Source organism: Archangium minus, from assembly GCF_044360475.1.
Classification (GTDB): domain Bacteria; phylum Myxococcota; class Myxococcia; order Myxococcales; family Myxococcaceae; genus Archangium; species Archangium minus.
Genome location: NZ_CP043494.1, coordinates 11,865,777 through 11,883,514, shown reverse-complemented (window position 1 = coordinate 11,883,514; position 17,738 = coordinate 11,865,777). Strand labels below are relative to the sequence as shown.

Here is a 17,738-nt window from a genome sequence, read left to right as displayed (position 1 = left end):
AAGAGCTTGCTTGCCTGGATGCCCCCCGCCAGAAACCGGTTAACGCCGGAAATTCAATAGCTGGGAGATGTCCAGGGGCACGTTTTGTGATCCCGAGACGAGCTGTCCGTCCCACTTGACCTGGGCATTGCCGCCCGAGCGCAGGGCGTTGGCCGCGGCGGCGGCGCTCAGGAAGTTGATTTTGAGGGGCAGGGTGAGCTGGCGGCTGTTGCCGGCCTCCAGCATCCCCAGGTTGCCGGTGGAGAGGTTACCCACATTGGCACCGGCCACCTTCAGGGCGCCGCTGATGCCCGCTACCGGCAGCGGGAAGCTGTTGCGGTTCTTCACCGTGAGGGGGAACTCCACCGTGGCGCCCTGGACGGTGACGTTGGTGATGCGGGGCGAGTCGAACTGCACCTGGGGAATCTTGGGGACCTCGAAGGTGCCCTCGTGCTCCAGGGGGAAGCTGATGACGCCGATGGGCGTCTTGATGCCGATGCTGCCCTGGGCCTTGTACGCGGCGCTGTCCTTGTTGAGGAACGTCATCACCACGGGGGCGATGTCCGCGAACTTCACGTTAGCGGGGAAGACGAGCTCGGACTTGCCGTTGGCGGCGATGTTGAGGCCCTTGGGCGGCGTGCCGGCCACCACCTGCTTGCCCTCGACGAAGAAGGCGTAGTTCACCGAGGCCAGGCTCAGCCCCAGCGGGTTGGGGTTGTTGAGCTGATAGACGAGGTCGACGGTGGCGTCGGAGAGCGAGGCCTGTGACAGGCGCGCCGTCTTGAAGGTGAGCTGCGGCTTCTTGAAGGCGCTCTTGAGCCACTTCTGCATCGAGGCGCAGCCGGCGAGCAGGGTCAGACTGAGGGTCGCGAGGACGAGGAGCGAGCGTTTCATCTTCATGGTCATGGGCTTATCAGCGGACGGGTAGGGGAGCCGAGCAATTCAAACCAGCTCGCTGGGTGAGCCGCCACCTGGAGGACGTGCGCGGGGTGGGTCAGGGGTGGTACTCCTGAGGACACCGTGAGAAATCACCTCGCCCGGATTCTCCCCGCCCTCCTCAGTGGCCTGCTGTCGCTGTCCGCCTGCACGCGCAGTGTGGCCCAGGAGCCGGTGCGCAAGATGGCGCTCACCCCGTGCCGGTTGGAGGGGGCGGGCCGGCAGGGCCTGTGTGGCACCTATGAGGTGTGGGAGGACCGAGCGGCGAAGCAGGGGCGCAAGGTGCCGCTGAAGGTGGTGGTGGTGCCGGCGCTCGCGGCCTCGCCGGAGCCAGACCCACTGGTGCTGCTGGCCGGTGGCCCCGGGCAGGGCGCCGCGAAGCTGGCCGGGCAGATGGTGCCCTTGTTGGAGCGCATCCAGCGCAACCGGGACCTGGTCTTCGTGGACCAGCGAGGCACTGGGGACTCGCGGCCACTCGAGTGCGAGCCGGTGCCTCCTGATGCGCCGCTGGCCCAACAGTTCGACGACACCTTCTTCGAGGAGGCGTTCCGCAAGTGCCTGGCCGGCTACGACGCGGACGTGCGTCTGTACACCACGCCCATCGCCATGGATGACCTGGACGAGGTGCGCGAGGCGCTCGGGTACGAGAAGCTGAACCTGTATGGCGTGTCCTACGGCACGCGCGCCGCGCTGGTGTACCTGCGCCAGCATCCGGAGCACGTGCGCACCGCCATTCTCGAGGGCGTGGCGCCTCTGTCGCTCCTGCTGCCCCTCTACGTCGCGCGCGACAGCCAGCGGGCTCTGGACTTGCTCTTCACCCACTGCGAGCAGGACGCGGCGTGCACCAGGCGCTACCCGGAGCTGCGCGGCCGCTTCGCGTCCCTGCTGGCCCAGCTCCAGAAGGAGCCGGTGCGCTCGCGGGTGGAGCACCCCCTCACCGGCGTGCCCGAGGACATCACCCTCACCTACGAGGGTCTCACCGCGGTGCTGCGCGGACTGCTCTACGTGCCCGAGGCGGCCTCCCTGGTGCCGCTGGTGCTGGACCGGGCCACCCAGGGAGACTGGCGCTCTCTTGTCGCCATCCACCAGAGCATGACGGGCAGCTACGACCGCAACCTGAGCCAGGGCATGTTCTTCTCGGTGGTGTGCTCGGAGGATGTGCCCCACATCTCGGACGAGGCCATCACCCGCGAGGCGAAGGGGACCTGGCTGGGCGAGGCGGGGGTGCGCAAGATGCTCGCGCCGTGCGCGTTCTGGCCGCGCGGTGAGCTGGCCAAAGACTACCGTGAGCCGGTGAAATCGGACGTGCCGGTGTTGCTGCTATCCGGCGAGTTGGATCCGGTGACGCCTCCCTCCTGGGCCGAGGACGCCAAGCGCACGCTGTCGAACAGCCTGCACGTGGTCCTGCCCGGCGTGGGACACGGGACGAGCTCCATCGGGTGCGCGCGCTCGCTGATGGCGGACTTCGTGACCCGCGGAAGCGTGGAGGGGCTCGAGCCGAAGTGCGGCGAGGGTCTCAAGCGTCCGCCCTTCTTCACCTCCTTCGCCGGTCCGGTGCCCTGACATGATTGAAGTGACGAACCTGCACAAGCGCTTCGGCGCGGTGACGGCGGTGGAGGACGTGAGCTTCCGCGCCGAGGACGGCGTAGTGACGGGTCTGCTCGGGCCCAATGGCGCGGGCAAGACGACCACGCTGCGGATGCTCTACACGCTCATCCGGCCGGACAAGGGCAGCGCGAAGGTGGACGGACTGGAGGTGGCCGAGCACCCGCTGGAGGTTCGCCGGGCCATCGGCGTGCTGCCGGACGCGCGCGGCCTCTACCCGCGCCTCACCGCTCGCGAGCACGTGCGCTACACCGGCGAGCTGCACGGCCTGTCCGGCGCCGCGCTCGATGCGCGCATCGCCGAGTTGGTGGAGCTGCTGGACATGAAGGACATCGCCGACCGGCGCACCGAGGGCTTCAGCCAGGGCCAGCGCATGAAGGTGGCCTTGGCCCGGGCGCTGGTCCACGGGCCTCGCAACGTGCTGCTGGACGAGCCCACCAACGGCCTGGACGTGATGAGCACGCGCGCGGTGCGCACGCTCATCCGCCGGCTGCGCGAGCAGGGGCACTGCGTGGTGTTCTCCAGCCACGTGATGCAGGAGGTGGCGGCGCTGTGCGACCGCATCGTGGTGGTGGCGCACGGGCGCGTGGTGGCGGACGGCACCCCGGACGAGCTGCGCGCTCGCACGGGCAAGGACAGCCTCGAGGAGGCATTCGTGACGGTCATCGGCAGTGACCAGGGGTTGATGCAGTGAGGGCGCTCCTTTCCACGGTGTTTCGCAAGGAGCTGCGTGACCACCTGCGCGACCGGCGCTCGGTGATGAGCGCGCTGGGCTTCACCCTGATGGGGCCGATCCTCTTCGGGGTGATGTTCACGGTGATGGCCTCCTGGTTCCGCAAGGACAAGCCGCTGGAGCTGCCGGTGACGGGGCGGGCGAACGCGCCGAGCCTCATCGCGTTCCTGGAGCGCTCTGGAGTGGAGCTGTCCGAGCCGCCCGCGGATTACGAGGCGCGCATCCAGGCGGGCAAGCTGGACGCGGTGCTCATCATCCCCGAGGACTACGGCAAGGCCTTCGAGGCGGGGCGCACGGCGGAGGTGCAGCTGGTGCTGGACAACTCGCGCAACCAGGCGCGCGCCACCGTCCGCCGGGTGGAGCAGTTGCTCAGCGCGTACTCGGGGATGCTGGGCTCACAGCGGCTGCTAGCGCGCGGCGTGGCGCCGCAGTTGGCCATGCCGGTGAAGGTGGATGAGGTGGACCTGTCCACGCCGGAGCGGCAGGCGGCCAACCTGCTCACCGTCATCCCCATCTTCCTGGTGTTCGCGGCCTTCTCGGGCGGGATGAACGTGGCCATCGACGCCATGGCGGGCGAGCGCGAGCGCGGCTCACTGGAGTCGCTGCTGCTCAACCCCGTTCAGCGCGAGGCCCTGGTGGCGGGCAAGTGGCTCTCCACGGTGGTGTTCGCCTGCGGGGCGGCGACGGTGTGCCTGGTGGCCTTCCTCCTGGTGATGCACCGGGTACCCTTGCAGGACCTGGGCGTGAAGGTGCGGCTGGACGCGGCGACGGTGCTGGGCCTGTGGGCCGCGGTGCTGCCGCTGGCGCTGATGGCCTCGGCGATGCAGATGTTGCTGTCCACCTTCGCGCGCTCCTTCAAGGAGGCGCAGACGTACATGCAGGTGCTCTCACTGCTGCCCACGGTGCCGGGCATGGCGCTGGTGCTGTCGCCCGTGCAGAGCAAGCCGTGGATGTTCGCTGTGCCCGTGCTGGGACAGGAGATGCTGGTGCAGGAGCTCATGCGCGGCGAGTCGCTGGGCGCGATGCCGTTCCTCATGGGCACGGTGAGCTGCTGCGTCCTGGCGCTCGTCTTCCTGGCGTGGACGGCCCGGCTGCTGGCCGACGAGCGCATCATCTTCGGCCGTTCCTGAGCCGCCCCCTCGCATCCGTGGACACCCAGGTCGTGATGACCGTGCCCTGGGCTGTCCACGCGAGTGCTGTCTTGGGCGCGCCGCTCAGAAGCACTCGTTGATGTAGCGGTAATCGGAGTAGGCGCTCGTCCTGCCGTAGGTGTTGATTCGGTCCCAGCCGCAGATGCATACCCACCTGCCCACCTCGTTGATGAGCTCGGGCTCGCTGTAGAAGACGAGCTCGTAGTCCTCGTTCTGGCACGAGGGGAGCGCATCCTCCCGGGTGGCGAGGTCCGACTGAGCACCGACGTCCACCTCGGTACCGCCGCAGCCCGCCGAAAGCAGGCCCACCATCAACAGCACGCCACCGATACACTTCGCTCGCACGCGTCACTCCCTGGATGTGAATTCCTTCAGTTACGGCGTAATCAGGATAACACATTTCACGGAGTGTCAGGGCTCGTGAGCACGGGCTTTGGCTGTGCCAGAGTGACTCGGGAAAGGGTCCACCCGCCCACAATCGGGACTTCGTTCTGTGTGCGAGTGATCCGTCGCACCAGGGGTCCGGGTGGCATGTGGGAAGCCCATAGCCCACCTTGTGAATCGAAATGACCCCGGAGCGAGAATTGAATCTCCTTCCCGCGCCGGCCTCCGTGGCCACGGCGTCGGGTGAACCCAGATTCGGTACCTACCAGGGCGAGCTGCCCCAGGTGGACCTCTCCCTGCTGAAGGGACGGTGGGCCCCCGCGGCGGCTCCCGCCCGACTGCTCAAGCGCAAGCGCTGGCATTACACCCTGGCGGCCACGCCCGAGGTGCTCGCGCTCTTCGCGGTGGTGGACGTGGGCTACTCGGCCAACGCCTTCGCCGTGGCGCTGGACCTCAAGGAGCAGCGGCCCCTCTGCGATGTCAGCTTCCTGGGAGCCCCTGGCCCGCTCGCCGAGGTGAGCGACAGGCCTGGCGCTGGGCTGATCGCCGCGTTCCGCACCCTGGGCGGACGCATCTCCGCGCGGCGTGGCGAGGAGGATGAGCGCTACCGCCTGCAGGTGGACGTGAGCCGGTTGCGCACGGGCAGCCTCCAATCCTTCCAGTGGAACGGCGACCTGCTGGTGGCTGGGGGCCCTCCGGCGCTGACGGTGATCGCCCCCGTGGAGGGGGATGGCTTCGTCAACGTCACCCAGAAGCGCAGCGGGATGCTGGCCTTCGGCAGCCTGGAGGCGGGAGGCAAGCGCTTCCGGTTGGATGGCGGCGTGGGCGGCACCGACTACACCCAGGGCTACCTGGCTCGGCACACCGCGTGGCGATGGGCCTTCCTGGCAGGCCGGCTGGCGGATGGCACACCGGTGGGCCTCAACCTCGTCGAAGGTTTCAACGAGAGCTCCGGTACCAACGAGAACGCGTTGTGGTTGGGCAACCGGCTCTACCCACTGGCCCGGGCGCGCTTCGAGTACGACCGAAGCGAGCTGATGAGCCCGTGGCGCATGAGGACGGTGGACGGCGCGGTCGACCTGCGCTTCCAACCCCTCTACGTCCACCGGGAGGATCACGACTTCAAGGTGGTGGTGAGTCACTTCGCCCAGCCGCTCGGGCTCTTCGAGGGCACTGTCCGGGTGGGCGGCCAGACGCACCGCCTGTCCGGAGTGCCCGGCGTCACCGAGGATCAAGACATGCTGTGGTGAGGGTCTCGTCGGCGGGAGCTATCCTTCTTCCCTGAGCGGTGATCCCACCCGCTCAGTTCCCCTCAATACTGGCGGTAAGGGGTTGGCGCGGTGGCTCATGCCGCGTCTGGAAGATGAGCTCCATGCGACTGACGATGTCTCGAGGATTGGGCGTGCTGTGGACAGGGCTGCTGCTCGTGGGGTGTGGCGATGAGGCTCCAGAGCCACCACGGCCCCCGAGCAGGCCCCTCTGGTCAACGGACAACCCAGCGGTGTCCAACAACAACCAGCCGCGGCTGAAGGCGAGCGTCGAGACGGATGCGGTCCTCGAGGTCTTCCTGGGCCCTGGCTGTGAGGGAGAGCCCCTCCAGCGGGTACAGAAGTCGGGCGCCTACTACACCGAGTTCTCACTCTCCGTTGAGGACAACTCCACCACGGTTGTCTCGCTCCGGGCCACCAAGGGTGACCAGGTCTCCGTGTGCTCCGAGCCGTTCACCTATACCGAGGACAGCATTCCGCCTGCGGCTCCGAGGTGGGCGGAGGGCAACCCGGTGCTGGTCAAGGACACCAGCACCGTCCTGCGGGTGCTCGCGGAGCCGGGGACCGCGCGTGTGGCCCTCCACCTGGGCGACGAGTGCGAGCCGTCCTGGTCGACCGCCGTCAAACCGGATGAACAAGGGGCGGCCTCTTTCTACCCGAGCGTTTCGAGCAACAAGAAGAGCCACTTCATCGCCCTGGCCCTGGACGAGGCGGGCAACGTCAGTGAGTGCTCGTCGGTCCACGTCGTCACCCACGACAGCAACCCGCCCGCGGCTCCGCGCTGGTCGGCGTCCACTCCCCGGATCGCCAACCGCAATGATCCCACCCTGACGGTGGACGTGGAGGTCGGCGCCCAGGTGGAGTTCTTCGCCAATGCGGACTGCACGGTGCCGGCGCTCGGGACCGTTACGGCGGGGGAGTCGGGTCAGGCCCTCTTCACGGTAACGGTGGCAGACGACAGCACCTCGTCCTTCTCCGCCCGAGCCAGGGACGCGGTCGGCAACCGGAGCGGGTGCTCGGAGGTCCTCAAGTTCATCGAGGACAGTCAGTCGTCCGCCGCGCCCTCGGGGCTCTCGCTCTCTCCTTCCTCGCCTGGTTCTTCCTCCTCCGTCTCCGTGAGTGGCAGGGCCGCCGGGGGAGATCCTCGTGCGCTCCTCTTCACCACCGAGGGCTGTGCGGGGACTCCCGTCGCGGAGGCGGCGGTGGCAGGGTCGGGCTCCTTCACCGTAACGACCTCTGTCTCCACCAACGCCACGACCTCCCTCTTCGTGGCCACGGAGGACGCGGCGGGGAATCGCTCGGCGTGCGTGGGGCCCCTGGTCTATCTGCAGGACAGCGTGCCTCCGTCGGCCGTGGGTGCGAAGGTGGCGAATGGCTCGGGGGCGCATCTGCGCTACCAGCGCGTCACCGACATCTTCGAGGCCAACTGGCGCGGCTTCTCGGACTCGAACGGCGTCGTGCTGTTCGAGCACGTGATCTCCGTCTCTTCCCGGTGCCAGGGGTACTTCACGGAGAGCCTGCACACCACGGAGCAGACGTCCACGCGGCTCACCGGCTTCTCGCTCTGGGAAGATGGACCCTTCTTCCACTGCGTGCGCGCGAAGGACGCAGCAGGCAACTGGAGCCCGTTCGTGGCGTCCGAGGGCTTCTGGGTGGACCTCACGCCTCCTTCCGTCGCGAGTGTGTCCCCCACGCAAGCCGCGGTGGAGGTGGACATCCTGGCGCCCATCCGCTTCACCTTTAGCGAGCCGGTGGATGTCTCCAGCCTCACGCCCGAGGGCTTCTCGTTGGAGGTGCGTGGCACGCGCGTGGCGACGACGATGGCCTGTGATGACTCGGCGACGAGTTGCGCCTTCACTCCCGTCAGCCCGCTGCCCTACCGCGAGACCGTGCGCGCGGTGCTGTCCGCCCCGGTGAAGGATCGGGCCGGATGGACGATGACGTCGACCTCGACTGTGGGCTTCACCACGCGTGGCCGGGAGTGGCAGCCGCCGCGCGAGGTGCAGTCGGTGCGGCCCGGACTCTTCCCGGACGTCGCCATCGATGGACAGGGCTACGCACTGGCCCTCTGGGTGCAGGACACCCCCCATGTCGCCTTCCGTCCCTTCGCCAGTCGCTTCTCGCCTCACGTGGGCTGGGAGCCAGCGCGCGAGCTCGACACCTTGCACCCGGGGGATGTGGAGCGCCCCGCTGTGGCGGTGAACGAGGCCGGTTTCGGCGTGGCCGTCTGGGAGCTTCATGTCGGCACGCAGGTGGACCTCTATGCTGTCGAGTACTCCCCGGGCTCGGGCTGGAGCACCCCCCACCTGCTGGAGACGCGCGCCGAGCCGGTGAGCACGCCGCGAGTAGGGGTGGATGCGCAGGGCAACGCGCTGGTTGTATGGAAGCAATCGGACGGCAGTGCGGAGAGCCTGTGGGCCGCTCGCCTCGTGAAGGACGGCGGGTGGAGCGCACCGCTGTTGCTGGAGTCGGAGCCGGGAGCCACCTCCGTGCCGGCGTTGGCGTTGGAGGGCTCCGGCCGAGCCCTGGTGGCGTGGTTGCAGCCTGACTCCGGGGGCACCGTGCGCGTCCGGGCCAGCCGCTTCGTTCCCGGCTCGGGGTGGACGCCGCCGGAGCAGGTCGCCTCATCCGGAGAGGGCTCCTCGGTGTCCGCCGCCCAGAGCGCGGATGGCTCGGCGTTCGTCCTGTTCCGCGGGCACGATGCCGGGACGGGCGGCTCCTCCCTCTACGCCACCCGCTTCGTCCCAGGCGAGGGCTGGCACGCAGGGGCCTCCGCGCTGGGCGACGCTCCACCGGGAGGAGATGACCCCATGGTGGCCATGGATCGCTGGGGCCGCGCGATGGTCTCCTGGACGGGGCCACGTGCCGGCGGCTCGACGGTCTTGTTGAAGCGCTTCACTCCCGAGAGTGGATGGCAGCCCGTGGCGTTGGACCGCGGCCAGTCCGTGCAACCCTCGGTGGCGGCGGACGGGCAGGGCAACTTCCACATCGTCTGGGTGGAGAACGTGAGCGGCGTGGACCGGGTGTTCGGGGCCCGCTACCCCGAAGGCGCCACCACGCTGAGTTTCATGGGGGCGCTCGAGCCTGTTCATGGAGGGACCTCGAAGCGACCGAGGGTCCGAGCGAACGGTGCGGGGGCCGCGGTGACGGTGTGGTACCGGGACAACGGTGGAGGTTTCTCCAGCAACCTTGTCTACGCCACCGTCTACGAATAGGGGGGTTGTACCTCCGAGAGTCTCGCCTGGCCTAGACTGGGGGTCCTGCTTCGGACCCCTCCATGAAATGCTCCCACTGCAGTCACCCCATTTCTGATGAGTCGCTAGGCTTCTGCACCGAGTGCGGCCAGTTGCTCGAGACCCCGGGGGGTGAATTCTCGGGGGGGGGCGAGCGCGACTTCTCCGAGGACTACAACGCGGGTGATTACAACCCGGGCCCCTCGTGGGATGCACCGCCTCCCTCGGCCGCCGAGCGGTTGGAGCAGCTGCTCTCCAAGGTGGCCGGGCCCGTCGGCGCCGTGGCAGGGCAGGTGGGCGGGGTCTTCCAGGATGTGCTGGACAACCCGCGCCTACGCTCGCTGCTTCCGGGGGGCTCCCTGACGCTGCTCGGCCTGGCGGTTGTGTGGCTGGCGCTGGTGCTGTCCTTGCTGCCATTCGTCATGGACATCGGGTTCATCAGCTCGTGGGTGATGCTCCTGATGGGCGTGCTGGTGGCCGTGAACGAGTGGCGCCTCATCAGCCAGCCCGAGGTGCAGGTGCCGGGCTCCGCGCCCCTCCGCCGCCTGCCCTCATCGCTCGAGAACCTCCCCGAGGACACCCAGCACCCAGCCATCGCGCAGGCTTTTGCCCTGCTCACCTGCACGTACGCCCTGTTGATGCTGGGCTATGGGCCCATCTCGCTGGTGTGGATGCTCGCTGCCCTGATGATTGGCTATGACCAGGGCCGCATCTACTTCGCGGAGGGTCCCGCGGAGGAGTTGGACCTGTACTCTCACGGTCCCCGGCTGCATCGCTGGGTGGTGGTGGGCGTCGTCCTCTGCTCCTTCTCGCTCCTGCTTGCGTGGGGGCGCAGTACCCTGCGCGCGCCCGGATTGTCAGGCGCGGAGCAGCCGCTCTCGGTGCTCACTCAGGGCGCGCTGCTGCTGCTCGCGTGCTCCGCCGTGAAGCACCGGGGCCTCTCCGCGCTGCACCCGCTCGCGCTCATCCTCATGGGCGTGTGGCTCACGCTCTGGTTCTTCCTGATGATGAGCCCCTACGCCGTGGGCCCGTGGTTCTACCTGCCGGGCCTCCTGCTGCTCGATGCCGTCATCGTGTTCCACCTCGTGCGGTTGGGCCGGGGGGACACTCCGGCCGAAGAGCCGGCCTCGGACATGGACATGCAGGGCTGAGCAAGAGCAGCCGTGAGGCTTTGCTGGGTTGATATGTCATTACATGCAAGATGTGTCGTTCTTGTGTAGTGCTCGTGTTGTGTCTTTGTAACCTCGGGCGACACGGCGATGTCTCGTTTGGTAGGGAATGGCTTCCACCCTTTCCTTTCGAGCCATGAAACCCACCCGTATCTCTTCCTTGATGCAGGCTGTATGGGCTTGCGCGCTCCTGGTCTGGAGCGTGACGCCAGCCCAGGCCGCCACGGCCCTCGTTACCCACGGTCGCTACCAATATGGCTACGCCTTCGATACGGCGTACCGGACCGAGGAGCAGCGGAGGCTCCTCGAGAAGCTGCCCATCGCCGGCTCGCCCATCGAGTTCGAGCAGGGGGCCCTCACCGACGGCGATGCCACGACGGGCGGTCGCGTTGCTTGGACCGGGAAGAGCGGCGCTCCCACGCGTGTCACCGTGGTGTTCGACTTGCTCCAGGACCTGCCTCTCGACAGGGTCGAGGTGGTGGCCCAGGGGCCCAACTCCTATTGGAGCGTCCAGGAGATGGAGCTCCACGATCGAGAGGCGGGCTCCGATGTCTTCCGCTCCGCGGGTCAGCAGTTCTGGCAGTCGGGCAAGACGGTGGTGTTCTCCCTGGGGGGTCGCAAGGCGCGCTTCCTCCGCCTCCAGCTGAAGCGGGCGCACTCCTTCGTGCACCTGCCCTTGAGCGAGGTCCGCATCCATACGACGGGAGCGGTTTCCACTTCGGGCGGGACCCCGGCCGACCTCACGCCGGAGCTCACCCGTGAGGCTCAGCTGGTGGACCGCTACGGGCAGTTCCTGTACGAGGAGTGGCCCGGGAAGATCTCCTCCGACGCGCAGCTGGTCGCGGATGCCGCGGCGGAGGCGCAGCGGCTGGCTCAGCCCCCGGCGAGCACCTCTCCCTCGGGCACCATCGGCTCGCCACCTGCCCCCCGCTATGCGTCGACGGGCTTCTTCCGCCTGGAGAAGATCAACCAGCGCTGGTGGCTCATCACCCCCGAGGGGGACCCCTTCTTCGTCATCGGCATTGATGGCGCGAAGTTCCTCGACGGCGGGTATGCGACGCCCGTCCACAACTCCGAGGGCAGCCGGCGCAAGGCCTTCAAGGAGTTGCCGGATCCCACCCAGTTCAGCGGCGCCTACACCACCTTGGATGGCAAGAGGTACGTCAACTTCGTGACGGCCAACCTCCAGCGGAAGTACGGCGCCGACTACAACGCCCAGTGGGCGCGGATGATGGACAAGCGGCTGCGCGCCTGGGGCTTCAACACCCACGCGAAGTGGACGCGGGATGACCGCATCGCCTTTCCCTTCATCTCCGTCCTCCGTCCGAGCAGCAGCGAGACGCGCAGCATCCTCTGGGCGCCGGACCCGTTCGACCCGGGCTGGGAGCTGGCGGTGGAGAACGGCGTGAAGGGCAACCTCGCCACCCTGCGGGACAACCCGCGCGTCATCGGCCATACCTTCGAGAACGAGCGGGGATGGGATCGCTCCGTGGTGGAGGCCGCGCTCAAGCTGGGCTCGGGCAGCGCGGCCAAGAAGGCGTTCATCGACTTCATGTTGGCCAGGAACGGAGGGCAGACGGCCGTCGTGGCGCGCAAGCTGGGGCTGCCAGAGACCACCACCGTGGACGGGCTCGTCGCTAAACCGGTCACCCATTACTCCCAGCTGGGGAGCGACATCTCGGACTTCCTCCGGCTGGCTTCGCGCCGCTACCACGAGGTGGTGCGGCGAGTCCTCAAGCGGCTCGACCCCAACCACCTCTACCTGGGTGGTTCTCTGGTCCCCACCTGGAGGAACTCACCGGAGTGGATTGAGGGCAGCGTGGAGTTCGTGGACGCCCTGAGCTTCGACGTCTACCAGAAGGACCCGTCGTGGATTTCGCAGTACCTCTCCCACGACAAGCCCATCCTGTTGCTGGAGTTCTCGTTCTCGGTGGTGGGGCGCGGCCTGACGGCCCACTCCCTCGCGTCCGCCGTCCCCCACCAGCGCTCCCGTGGCCTGCACTACCGCTACTTCGTGGAGCAGCTCGCCTCCAAGCCTCAGTTCATCGGCTTCGGGTTCTTCCTCCTCTACGACCAGGCGGTGACCCATCGCTCTCTGCCAGATGGCGAGAAGTTCAACATGGGGCTCATCAACCAGGCCGACCAGCCGTACGAGGAGATGCTGGAAGAGGTGAAGAAGACCCATCAGCGGCTGTATGACATTCACAGAGGCGTGCTGGCGCCAGTCGGTGCTGAAATCCTCTCGGGCGGCTCCGCCGCGGGTGCGCCATGAAGCGCCTGTTCCGGGATTGGAGGCCAGCGCCGGCTCCGACACGAACACCGGAAGAGCCTCCGACCAGGCCTGGAAGACGCTGAGCAGGTTGAACGCGCTCACGTTCCAGCCTGGAGGATGGCATCGTCGTCTTCAGCGGGAGCGCGGGTGTCGGGTTCAGTGGAGGTGCCGGCCTACGGGTCCGTCATCCTGCTCAACTGCGAGTGCAACTCCGACGGCGCGTGCAACAACTTCGAGACGGCATCCACCTGCCCCTCGGACTGTCATTGAGCTGCCGCCCCTCTTCGTTACCTGAGGGGGGGGGCCTGAACCTCATGTGGGGTTCTGTTAGAACTGCCGCGGATGAAGCCCGATGACAAGAAGCCGCGACCGGAGCAGGACCGCACGGACCAGAGTCTTCGCCAGGAGAGGGAGAAGACCGACGACGAGTTCAGCAAGAGGCAGGACTCCATTGAAGAAGATTCGGATGCGGTCATGCGGCGCGCGCGGGCCGACGCGGACGCGTCGCTGCGGGTGGCTCGGGAGAAAACGGATGACAAGCTGATGCGGAGCGAGGCCCCGCATCAGGAGCGCCAGAGCGTGGCCAGGGAGCGGGTCCAGGAGGACACGTCCCTCCGGGAGGAGCGGGCCACCACGGACGAAAAGCTTCGTGAGGAGCGCGCGGCACGTAAACGCGCCCTGGCGAACCTCCTCCGGCTGGAACGAGAGACGACGGACCAGCACCTGTTGACGGAACGGGCGCGCTCGGATGAAGCCCTGGCGGCGCGAGACGACTTCCTGGCGATGGTGAGCCACGATTTGAGGACGCTGCTCGGGGGCATCGCCATGCGCGCGGCCATGCTCGTCAGGAACGCACCCGAGGATGAGGCCGGACAGAGAACCCGCAGAGACGCGGGGAGCATTCAACACTTCACTGCTCGAATGAACCGGCTCATCGGAGACTTGCTGGACGTGGCCAGCATCGAGGCGGGCAAGCTCACGGTGGAACCTCGGCCAGAAGATGCGATTCGCCTTGTCCGGGAAACGATGGAGGTATTCCAGCCCACCGCATCGGCCAAGGGCATCTCGCTCGATTCGGACGTGGCCAGGGACTCACTGCTGGCCCGCTTCGACCATGAGCGGATCCTTCAGGTGCTCGCGAATCTCCTGAGCAACGCCATCAAGTTCACTCCCGAGGGAGGCAGGATTTCGATTCGCGTCGAGCCCGTGGAAGATGAAGTCCGGTTCTCCGTCATGAACACGGGCCCGGGTATCGCCGAGGAGAATCTGGGACGAATCTTCGAGCGCTTCTGGCAGGTCCGCCCAAGCGACAGACGAGGGATGGGCCTTGGGCTCTACATCTCCAAGTGCATCGTAGAGGCTCACGGCGGAAGGATATGGGCCGAGAGCAAGATGGATGTGGGCAGTACCTTCTTCTTCACCCTTCCGGGGGCGCGGACCTCCGGGTAACGGCGGGCATTGGGTTGCTGGGTGTGGGGTGCCCCATCACCCAGCAGGTTCTTCATCGGTTCACGGCTGACGCTTGAGCCAGGCGCTTACCTCGGACAGGGCTCGCTCTCGCAGGGCCACGTCCTGCTCCAGTCTCTCCAGCGTCTGCTCCGTGGCCTGCTTCGCCTCCTCCACCGGGTGGGTCGTCAGCAGCTTGCGCACCTCGTCCAGTTGCTTGCGCTCGCGCAGCGCTCCCATCGACTCCACCACTCGACGCAGCAGCATCGGCGCCCGGCCCGTCCTTCCCAGCACGTCCTCCCACCGCTTCTGCGTCTCCGCCCACCACGCGTCGCGGCCCGTCCGGTTGCTCATCAGCCCCATCATGAAGCTCGCCACGTCCTGCATCTTCACCTTCTCCGTGAAGAACAGCTTCTGCGCCTCCGCGGCCAGCGTCGGATCCTCGAAGGCCGTCAGCGCCATGAGGTAGCGCCGCTGCGTCGCTGGATCCGGCTCCCCCGGCATCTTCTCCAGCACCTTCTCGTAGAGCGCCCGGTCTCCCGCTCGCGACACCATGCCCACCGCCACGTCCAGCAGGTTCGGCTCCAGCGCCGTCTTGTCCCCGTTCAGCATCCGCTCTACCCGGGGCCTCGCCTCCGCCAGCGCCTCCGGGCTGCGTGCCACCGAGCCCACCGCTCGCACCAGCGCCGCGCGCCGCAGCTTCACCCGGTCCGACTCCCCCGGTGCCGAATCCCAGCCGAGCTTCTTCAGCCCCGCTCCCAGCAGCTTCTCCACCCACCGGCGGAAGCGCTCCTGCTCCTCGCCCTCCACCAGTCGGCTCTCCACGTACGCCAGCCGGCCCACCAGCTCGTCCAGCACGGCGTCGTCCTCCTCGCCTCCGAAGCGGCCCGCGAGCTCCAGGAAGGCCGCCACCGTCGCCTGCCCGCTGCGCGCCAGCGCCCACTGGTCCGCCAGCAGGGAGATGCGCTCGGACGGCTCCAGCGCTGCCAGGTTCGCCGACATCCGCTCCAGCGCCGCCGCGTCGTACTGCACCCGGTAGAAGCCCGTGGAGCCCGCGTTGGCGCACAGCCACTTCACCTCGCCCGAGCCCTCCAGCGTCACCTTCGTCTGCGCCTCGCGCAGTAGCACCCGCTGCTCGCGCACCCCGCCCGCATCCGCGAACCGCAGCACCATCGGTACCGGCCAGCGCTCGTTGCTCTTCACGCCCGGCTCCGAGTAGTACCGCTGCTGCGACAGCGTCACCGTCCGCCCGTCCAGCGCCACCGACACCAGCGGGAAGCCGCTCTGGCCAATCCACGCGTTGGCCAGCTCCAGCACCGGCTGCGACGAGGCGTTCGCCAGCGCCTTCCACAGGTCGTCCGCCACCGCGTTGGAGCGCGCGTGCTTGCGCATGTACTGGCGCATGCCCTCGCGGAAGGCCTCCTCGCCGAGGAAGCCTTCAATCATCCGCAGCACCGCGCCGCCCTTCTCGTAGGTGATGAGGTCGAAGCTCTCGCCCGCCTCGTGCGCGTTGCGCACCTCGCCGCGGATGGGGTGCGTGGAGCGCAGCGCGTCCAGGTGCAGCGCCGCCGCCTTCCCCGTGTCGAAGTCCAGCCACACCCGCCAGTCTGGCTTCCAATCGTTGACGATCTTGTACGCCATCCACGTGGCGAAGGCCTCGTTCAGCCACAGGTCGTCCCACCACACCATCGTCACCCAGTTGCCGAACCACTGGTGCGCCAGCTCGTGCGTCACCACCTCGGCCACCCGCTTCTGCACCGACAGCGGCGCCGTGGCCGGGTCCAACAGCAGGGCGATCTCCCGGTAGGTGATGAGGCCCGCGTTCTCCATGGCGCCGGCCTCGAAGTCGGGGATGCCCACCTGGTCCACCTTGCCGAAGGCGTAGGGCAGCCCGAAGTAATCCTGCAACCGGGGCAGCGCCGCGAGCGCCGCGTCCTGGCCGAAGCGCGTCAGGTGCTGCTTCTCCGGCAGCGCCCACGTGCGCACCGGAATCCCCTGCACCTTCTCCTCGGGCGTGCCCACCAGCGGGCCACACACCAGCGCCACCAGGTACGAGCTGAGCACTTCCGTCTCCTGGAAGGTCAGCTTGCGCAGGTTGCCGTCCTGCTCGTCCTTCACCAGCGCTCCGTTGGCCAGCGTCGTCAGCCCCGGAGGCACCCGCACCGTGAGCGCCCAGCGCGCCTTGAAGGCCGGCTCGTCGAAGCACGGGAAGAGCCGCCGCGCATCCGCCGCCTCGAACTGCGTGGCCGCCACCTTGCCCGCCGCGTACAGGCCTCGCAGGCCCTCGGTGAAGCGGCCCGTCCACGCCACGTCCAGCGCGCCCTCGCCCTGCGGAAGCGGCTCGTTGAAGCGCAGCACCACCGTCTCGCTCGCCTGCACTGGCCGCAGCTCCGTGGGCTTGAAGCTCTTGCCGTTGCCCGCGCGGAACGTCACCTCGCCCAGCTGCAGCGCGATGGCGTGCAGGATGATCTCATTCGAGGGCTTCTCGAGGTCCAGCTCGATGGTCTGCTGGCCTGTGAAGCTCTTGCCCTCCATGTCGAGCGTTAGCGTGGCCGCGTACCGCCGCGGGCGGATGGTGAGGGGAAGTCGGAAGTTCTTGTCGTCAGTCGCGTGCGCCATAGGGGTCTGACTCTAGCGGGAGTGCAGGCGAGGGCCTGTTACGGAGTGAAGAACTCGTGGGACTGGCGTCCACCGGGTGACGGCTCGACCTGATGCGCCCGGCCAGGATTCGTTGGCCCAAGGACGGGGGAAGCTGCTCCCAGCGGCGCCCATCGAGGAGATTGCCGGCGCGGGACGCACCCCACTGCTTGAAAAAGAAGGGAACCCCGGATGTGTGGCATTGATCGCGTAAGCCGCGAACCCAGTCTGGATGGACCGGGCGGGCTCCAGGACCGCTCTCCCCACCCGCGATGACCCAGTCGAGCGCGGGGGCCCACGGGGTGAGGTTCACCGGCCCGAGGAGTGGCTCACAGCAGAGGAAGCGCAGCCGGGCGGGGGTCTCGAGCAGCAGGGGGACGCGTTGAACTGCCACCGCTGGGTCCTCCACCGTGACGCCGAGCCAGACGTTCGCGTAGCCGTCCTCCCAGTCCGGCGGAAGGCTTCGTTGGATACGGGCGGGGCGCTTGGTGAGCAGCAGCCAGTCGAGGTGGGGCGTGCGGCGGATGAGCTCCCAGAGCCGCTCCAGTGCACCCGCGGGGCGCTCGGCGTCGAACACGTCCGCCATGGAGGCGCAGAGCACCCGCGCGCGCTGGCCGAGCCGTGCCGCCTCCGCGTCCCATTGCAGGGGCTTGGCCCAGTACTTCTCCCCGAAGGTACGGCGAGGGGCTCCCTTGCCCCAGTGCCCGCCACCCGCGCGCAGATCAATACGCTCGGCATAGCAGTGGTCGCAGCCGGCGCTGACGCGGGTACAGCCCCACCAGGGGTTGAAGGTGTAGGGGATGAGCTCCATGGGAGTGGCCGACGGGGAAGGTAGGAACCCTCTTGTCCGTGGGCGAGAGGTGCCAGCCGGAGGCCTGAAGGGCTGGCTCTTGCCCGCTTGGGTGGCCGTCCACCCTCCGTGCTA

General features: G+C 68.0%; 13 protein-coding genes. 9 read left to right on the top strand and 4 right to left on the bottom strand.

Features of this window, described 5'->3' with window-relative positions:
- Positions 1 to 39: 39 nt before the first annotated feature.
- Positions 40 to 885 (bottom strand): LEA type 2 family protein, encoded by an 846-nt coding sequence (locus F0U60_RS48730; protein ID WP_395811057.1) that lies wholly within the window; start codon positions 883 to 885, stop codon positions 40 to 42.
- A gap of 114 nt (positions 886 to 999) precedes the next feature.
- Here F0U60_RS48730 and F0U60_RS48725 point away from each other — a divergent pair, with 114 nt between their 5' ends.
- The 3 genes from F0U60_RS48725 to F0U60_RS48715 are packed head-to-tail and all read left to right on the top strand — an operon-like array spanning position 1,000 to position 4,383.
- On the top strand, positions 1,000 to 2,478 hold the full coding sequence (locus F0U60_RS48725; protein WP_395811055.1) for an alpha/beta hydrolase: 1,479 nt from the start codon (positions 1,000 to 1,002) through the stop codon (positions 2,476 to 2,478).
- Position 2,479: 1 nt separating this feature from the next.
- Complete coding sequence (locus tag F0U60_RS48720; RefSeq protein ID WP_395811053.1) at positions 2,480 to 3,214, top strand: ATP-binding cassette domain-containing protein; 735 nt, start codon at positions 2,480 to 2,482, stop codon at positions 3,212 to 3,214.
- Positions 3,211 to 4,383 carry an ABC transporter permease gene (locus tag F0U60_RS48715; RefSeq protein ID WP_395811051.1) on the top strand — a complete coding sequence of 391 codons (1,173 nt, stop codon included), beginning with the start codon at positions 3,211 to 3,213 and terminating at the stop codon, positions 4,381 to 4,383. Before F0U60_RS48720 ends, F0U60_RS48715 begins: the two co-directional genes overlap by 4 nt.
- A gap of 84 nt (positions 4,384 to 4,467) precedes the next feature.
- Here the strand turns inward: F0U60_RS48715 and F0U60_RS48710 are convergent, their stop codons facing one another.
- Entirely contained in the window at positions 4,468 to 4,749 is a 282-nt protein-coding gene (locus F0U60_RS48710; protein ID WP_395811049.1) for a hypothetical protein, read from the bottom strand.
- Positions 4,750 to 4,970: 221 nt separating this feature from the next.
- Here F0U60_RS48710 and F0U60_RS48705 point away from each other — a divergent pair, with 221 nt between their 5' ends.
- From F0U60_RS48705 to F0U60_RS48680, 6 genes are all read left to right on the top strand, one after another.
- The gene (locus tag F0U60_RS48705) at positions 4,971 to 6,038 is read left to right on the top strand and encodes a DUF2804 domain-containing protein (protein ID WP_395811047.1); all 1,068 of its coding nucleotides are present in this window, start codon (positions 4,971 to 4,973) and stop codon (positions 6,036 to 6,038) included.
- A 122-nt stretch (positions 6,039 to 6,160) separates the two neighbouring features.
- A complete protein-coding gene (locus F0U60_RS48700) occupies positions 6,161 to 9,271 on the top strand; it encodes an Ig-like domain-containing protein (protein ID WP_395811045.1) in 3,111 nt (1,036 codons plus the stop codon).
- A gap of 62 nt (positions 9,272 to 9,333) precedes the next feature.
- The gene (locus F0U60_RS48695) at positions 9,334 to 10,440 is read left to right on the top strand and encodes a hypothetical protein (protein ID WP_395811043.1); all 1,107 of its coding nucleotides are present in this window, start codon (positions 9,334 to 9,336) and stop codon (positions 10,438 to 10,440) included.
- 154 nt (positions 10,441 to 10,594) lie between these two features.
- On the top strand, positions 10,595 to 12,730 hold the full coding sequence (locus F0U60_RS48690; RefSeq protein WP_395811041.1) for a hypothetical protein: 2,136 nt from the start codon (positions 10,595 to 10,597) through the stop codon (positions 12,728 to 12,730).
- 147 nt (positions 12,731 to 12,877) lie between these two features.
- Positions 12,878 to 13,000, top strand: coding sequence for a hypothetical protein (locus F0U60_RS48685; RefSeq protein ID WP_395811039.1), 123 nt, complete (start codon positions 12,878 to 12,880; stop codon positions 12,998 to 13,000).
- A gap of 72 nt (positions 13,001 to 13,072) precedes the next feature.
- Entirely contained in the window at positions 13,073 to 14,179 is a 1,107-nt protein-coding gene (locus tag F0U60_RS48680) for a sensor histidine kinase (RefSeq protein WP_395811037.1), read from the top strand.
- 60 nt (positions 14,180 to 14,239) lie between these two features.
- Here F0U60_RS48680 and F0U60_RS48675 read toward each other — a convergent pair whose 3' ends face one another.
- Together F0U60_RS48675 and F0U60_RS48670 are read right to left on the bottom strand one after the other, a co-directional pair.
- On the bottom strand, positions 14,240 to 16,795 hold the full coding sequence (locus F0U60_RS48675) for a M1 family metallopeptidase (RefSeq protein WP_395811035.1): 2,556 nt from the start codon (positions 16,793 to 16,795) through the stop codon (positions 14,240 to 14,242).
- Entirely contained in the window at positions 16,779 to 17,624 is an 846-nt protein-coding gene (locus tag F0U60_RS48670) for a DUF5131 family protein (RefSeq protein WP_395811033.1), read from the bottom strand. The genes F0U60_RS48675 and F0U60_RS48670 overlap by 17 nt, the downstream gene beginning before the upstream one ends.
- Positions 17,625 to 17,738: the final 114 nt, after the last annotated feature.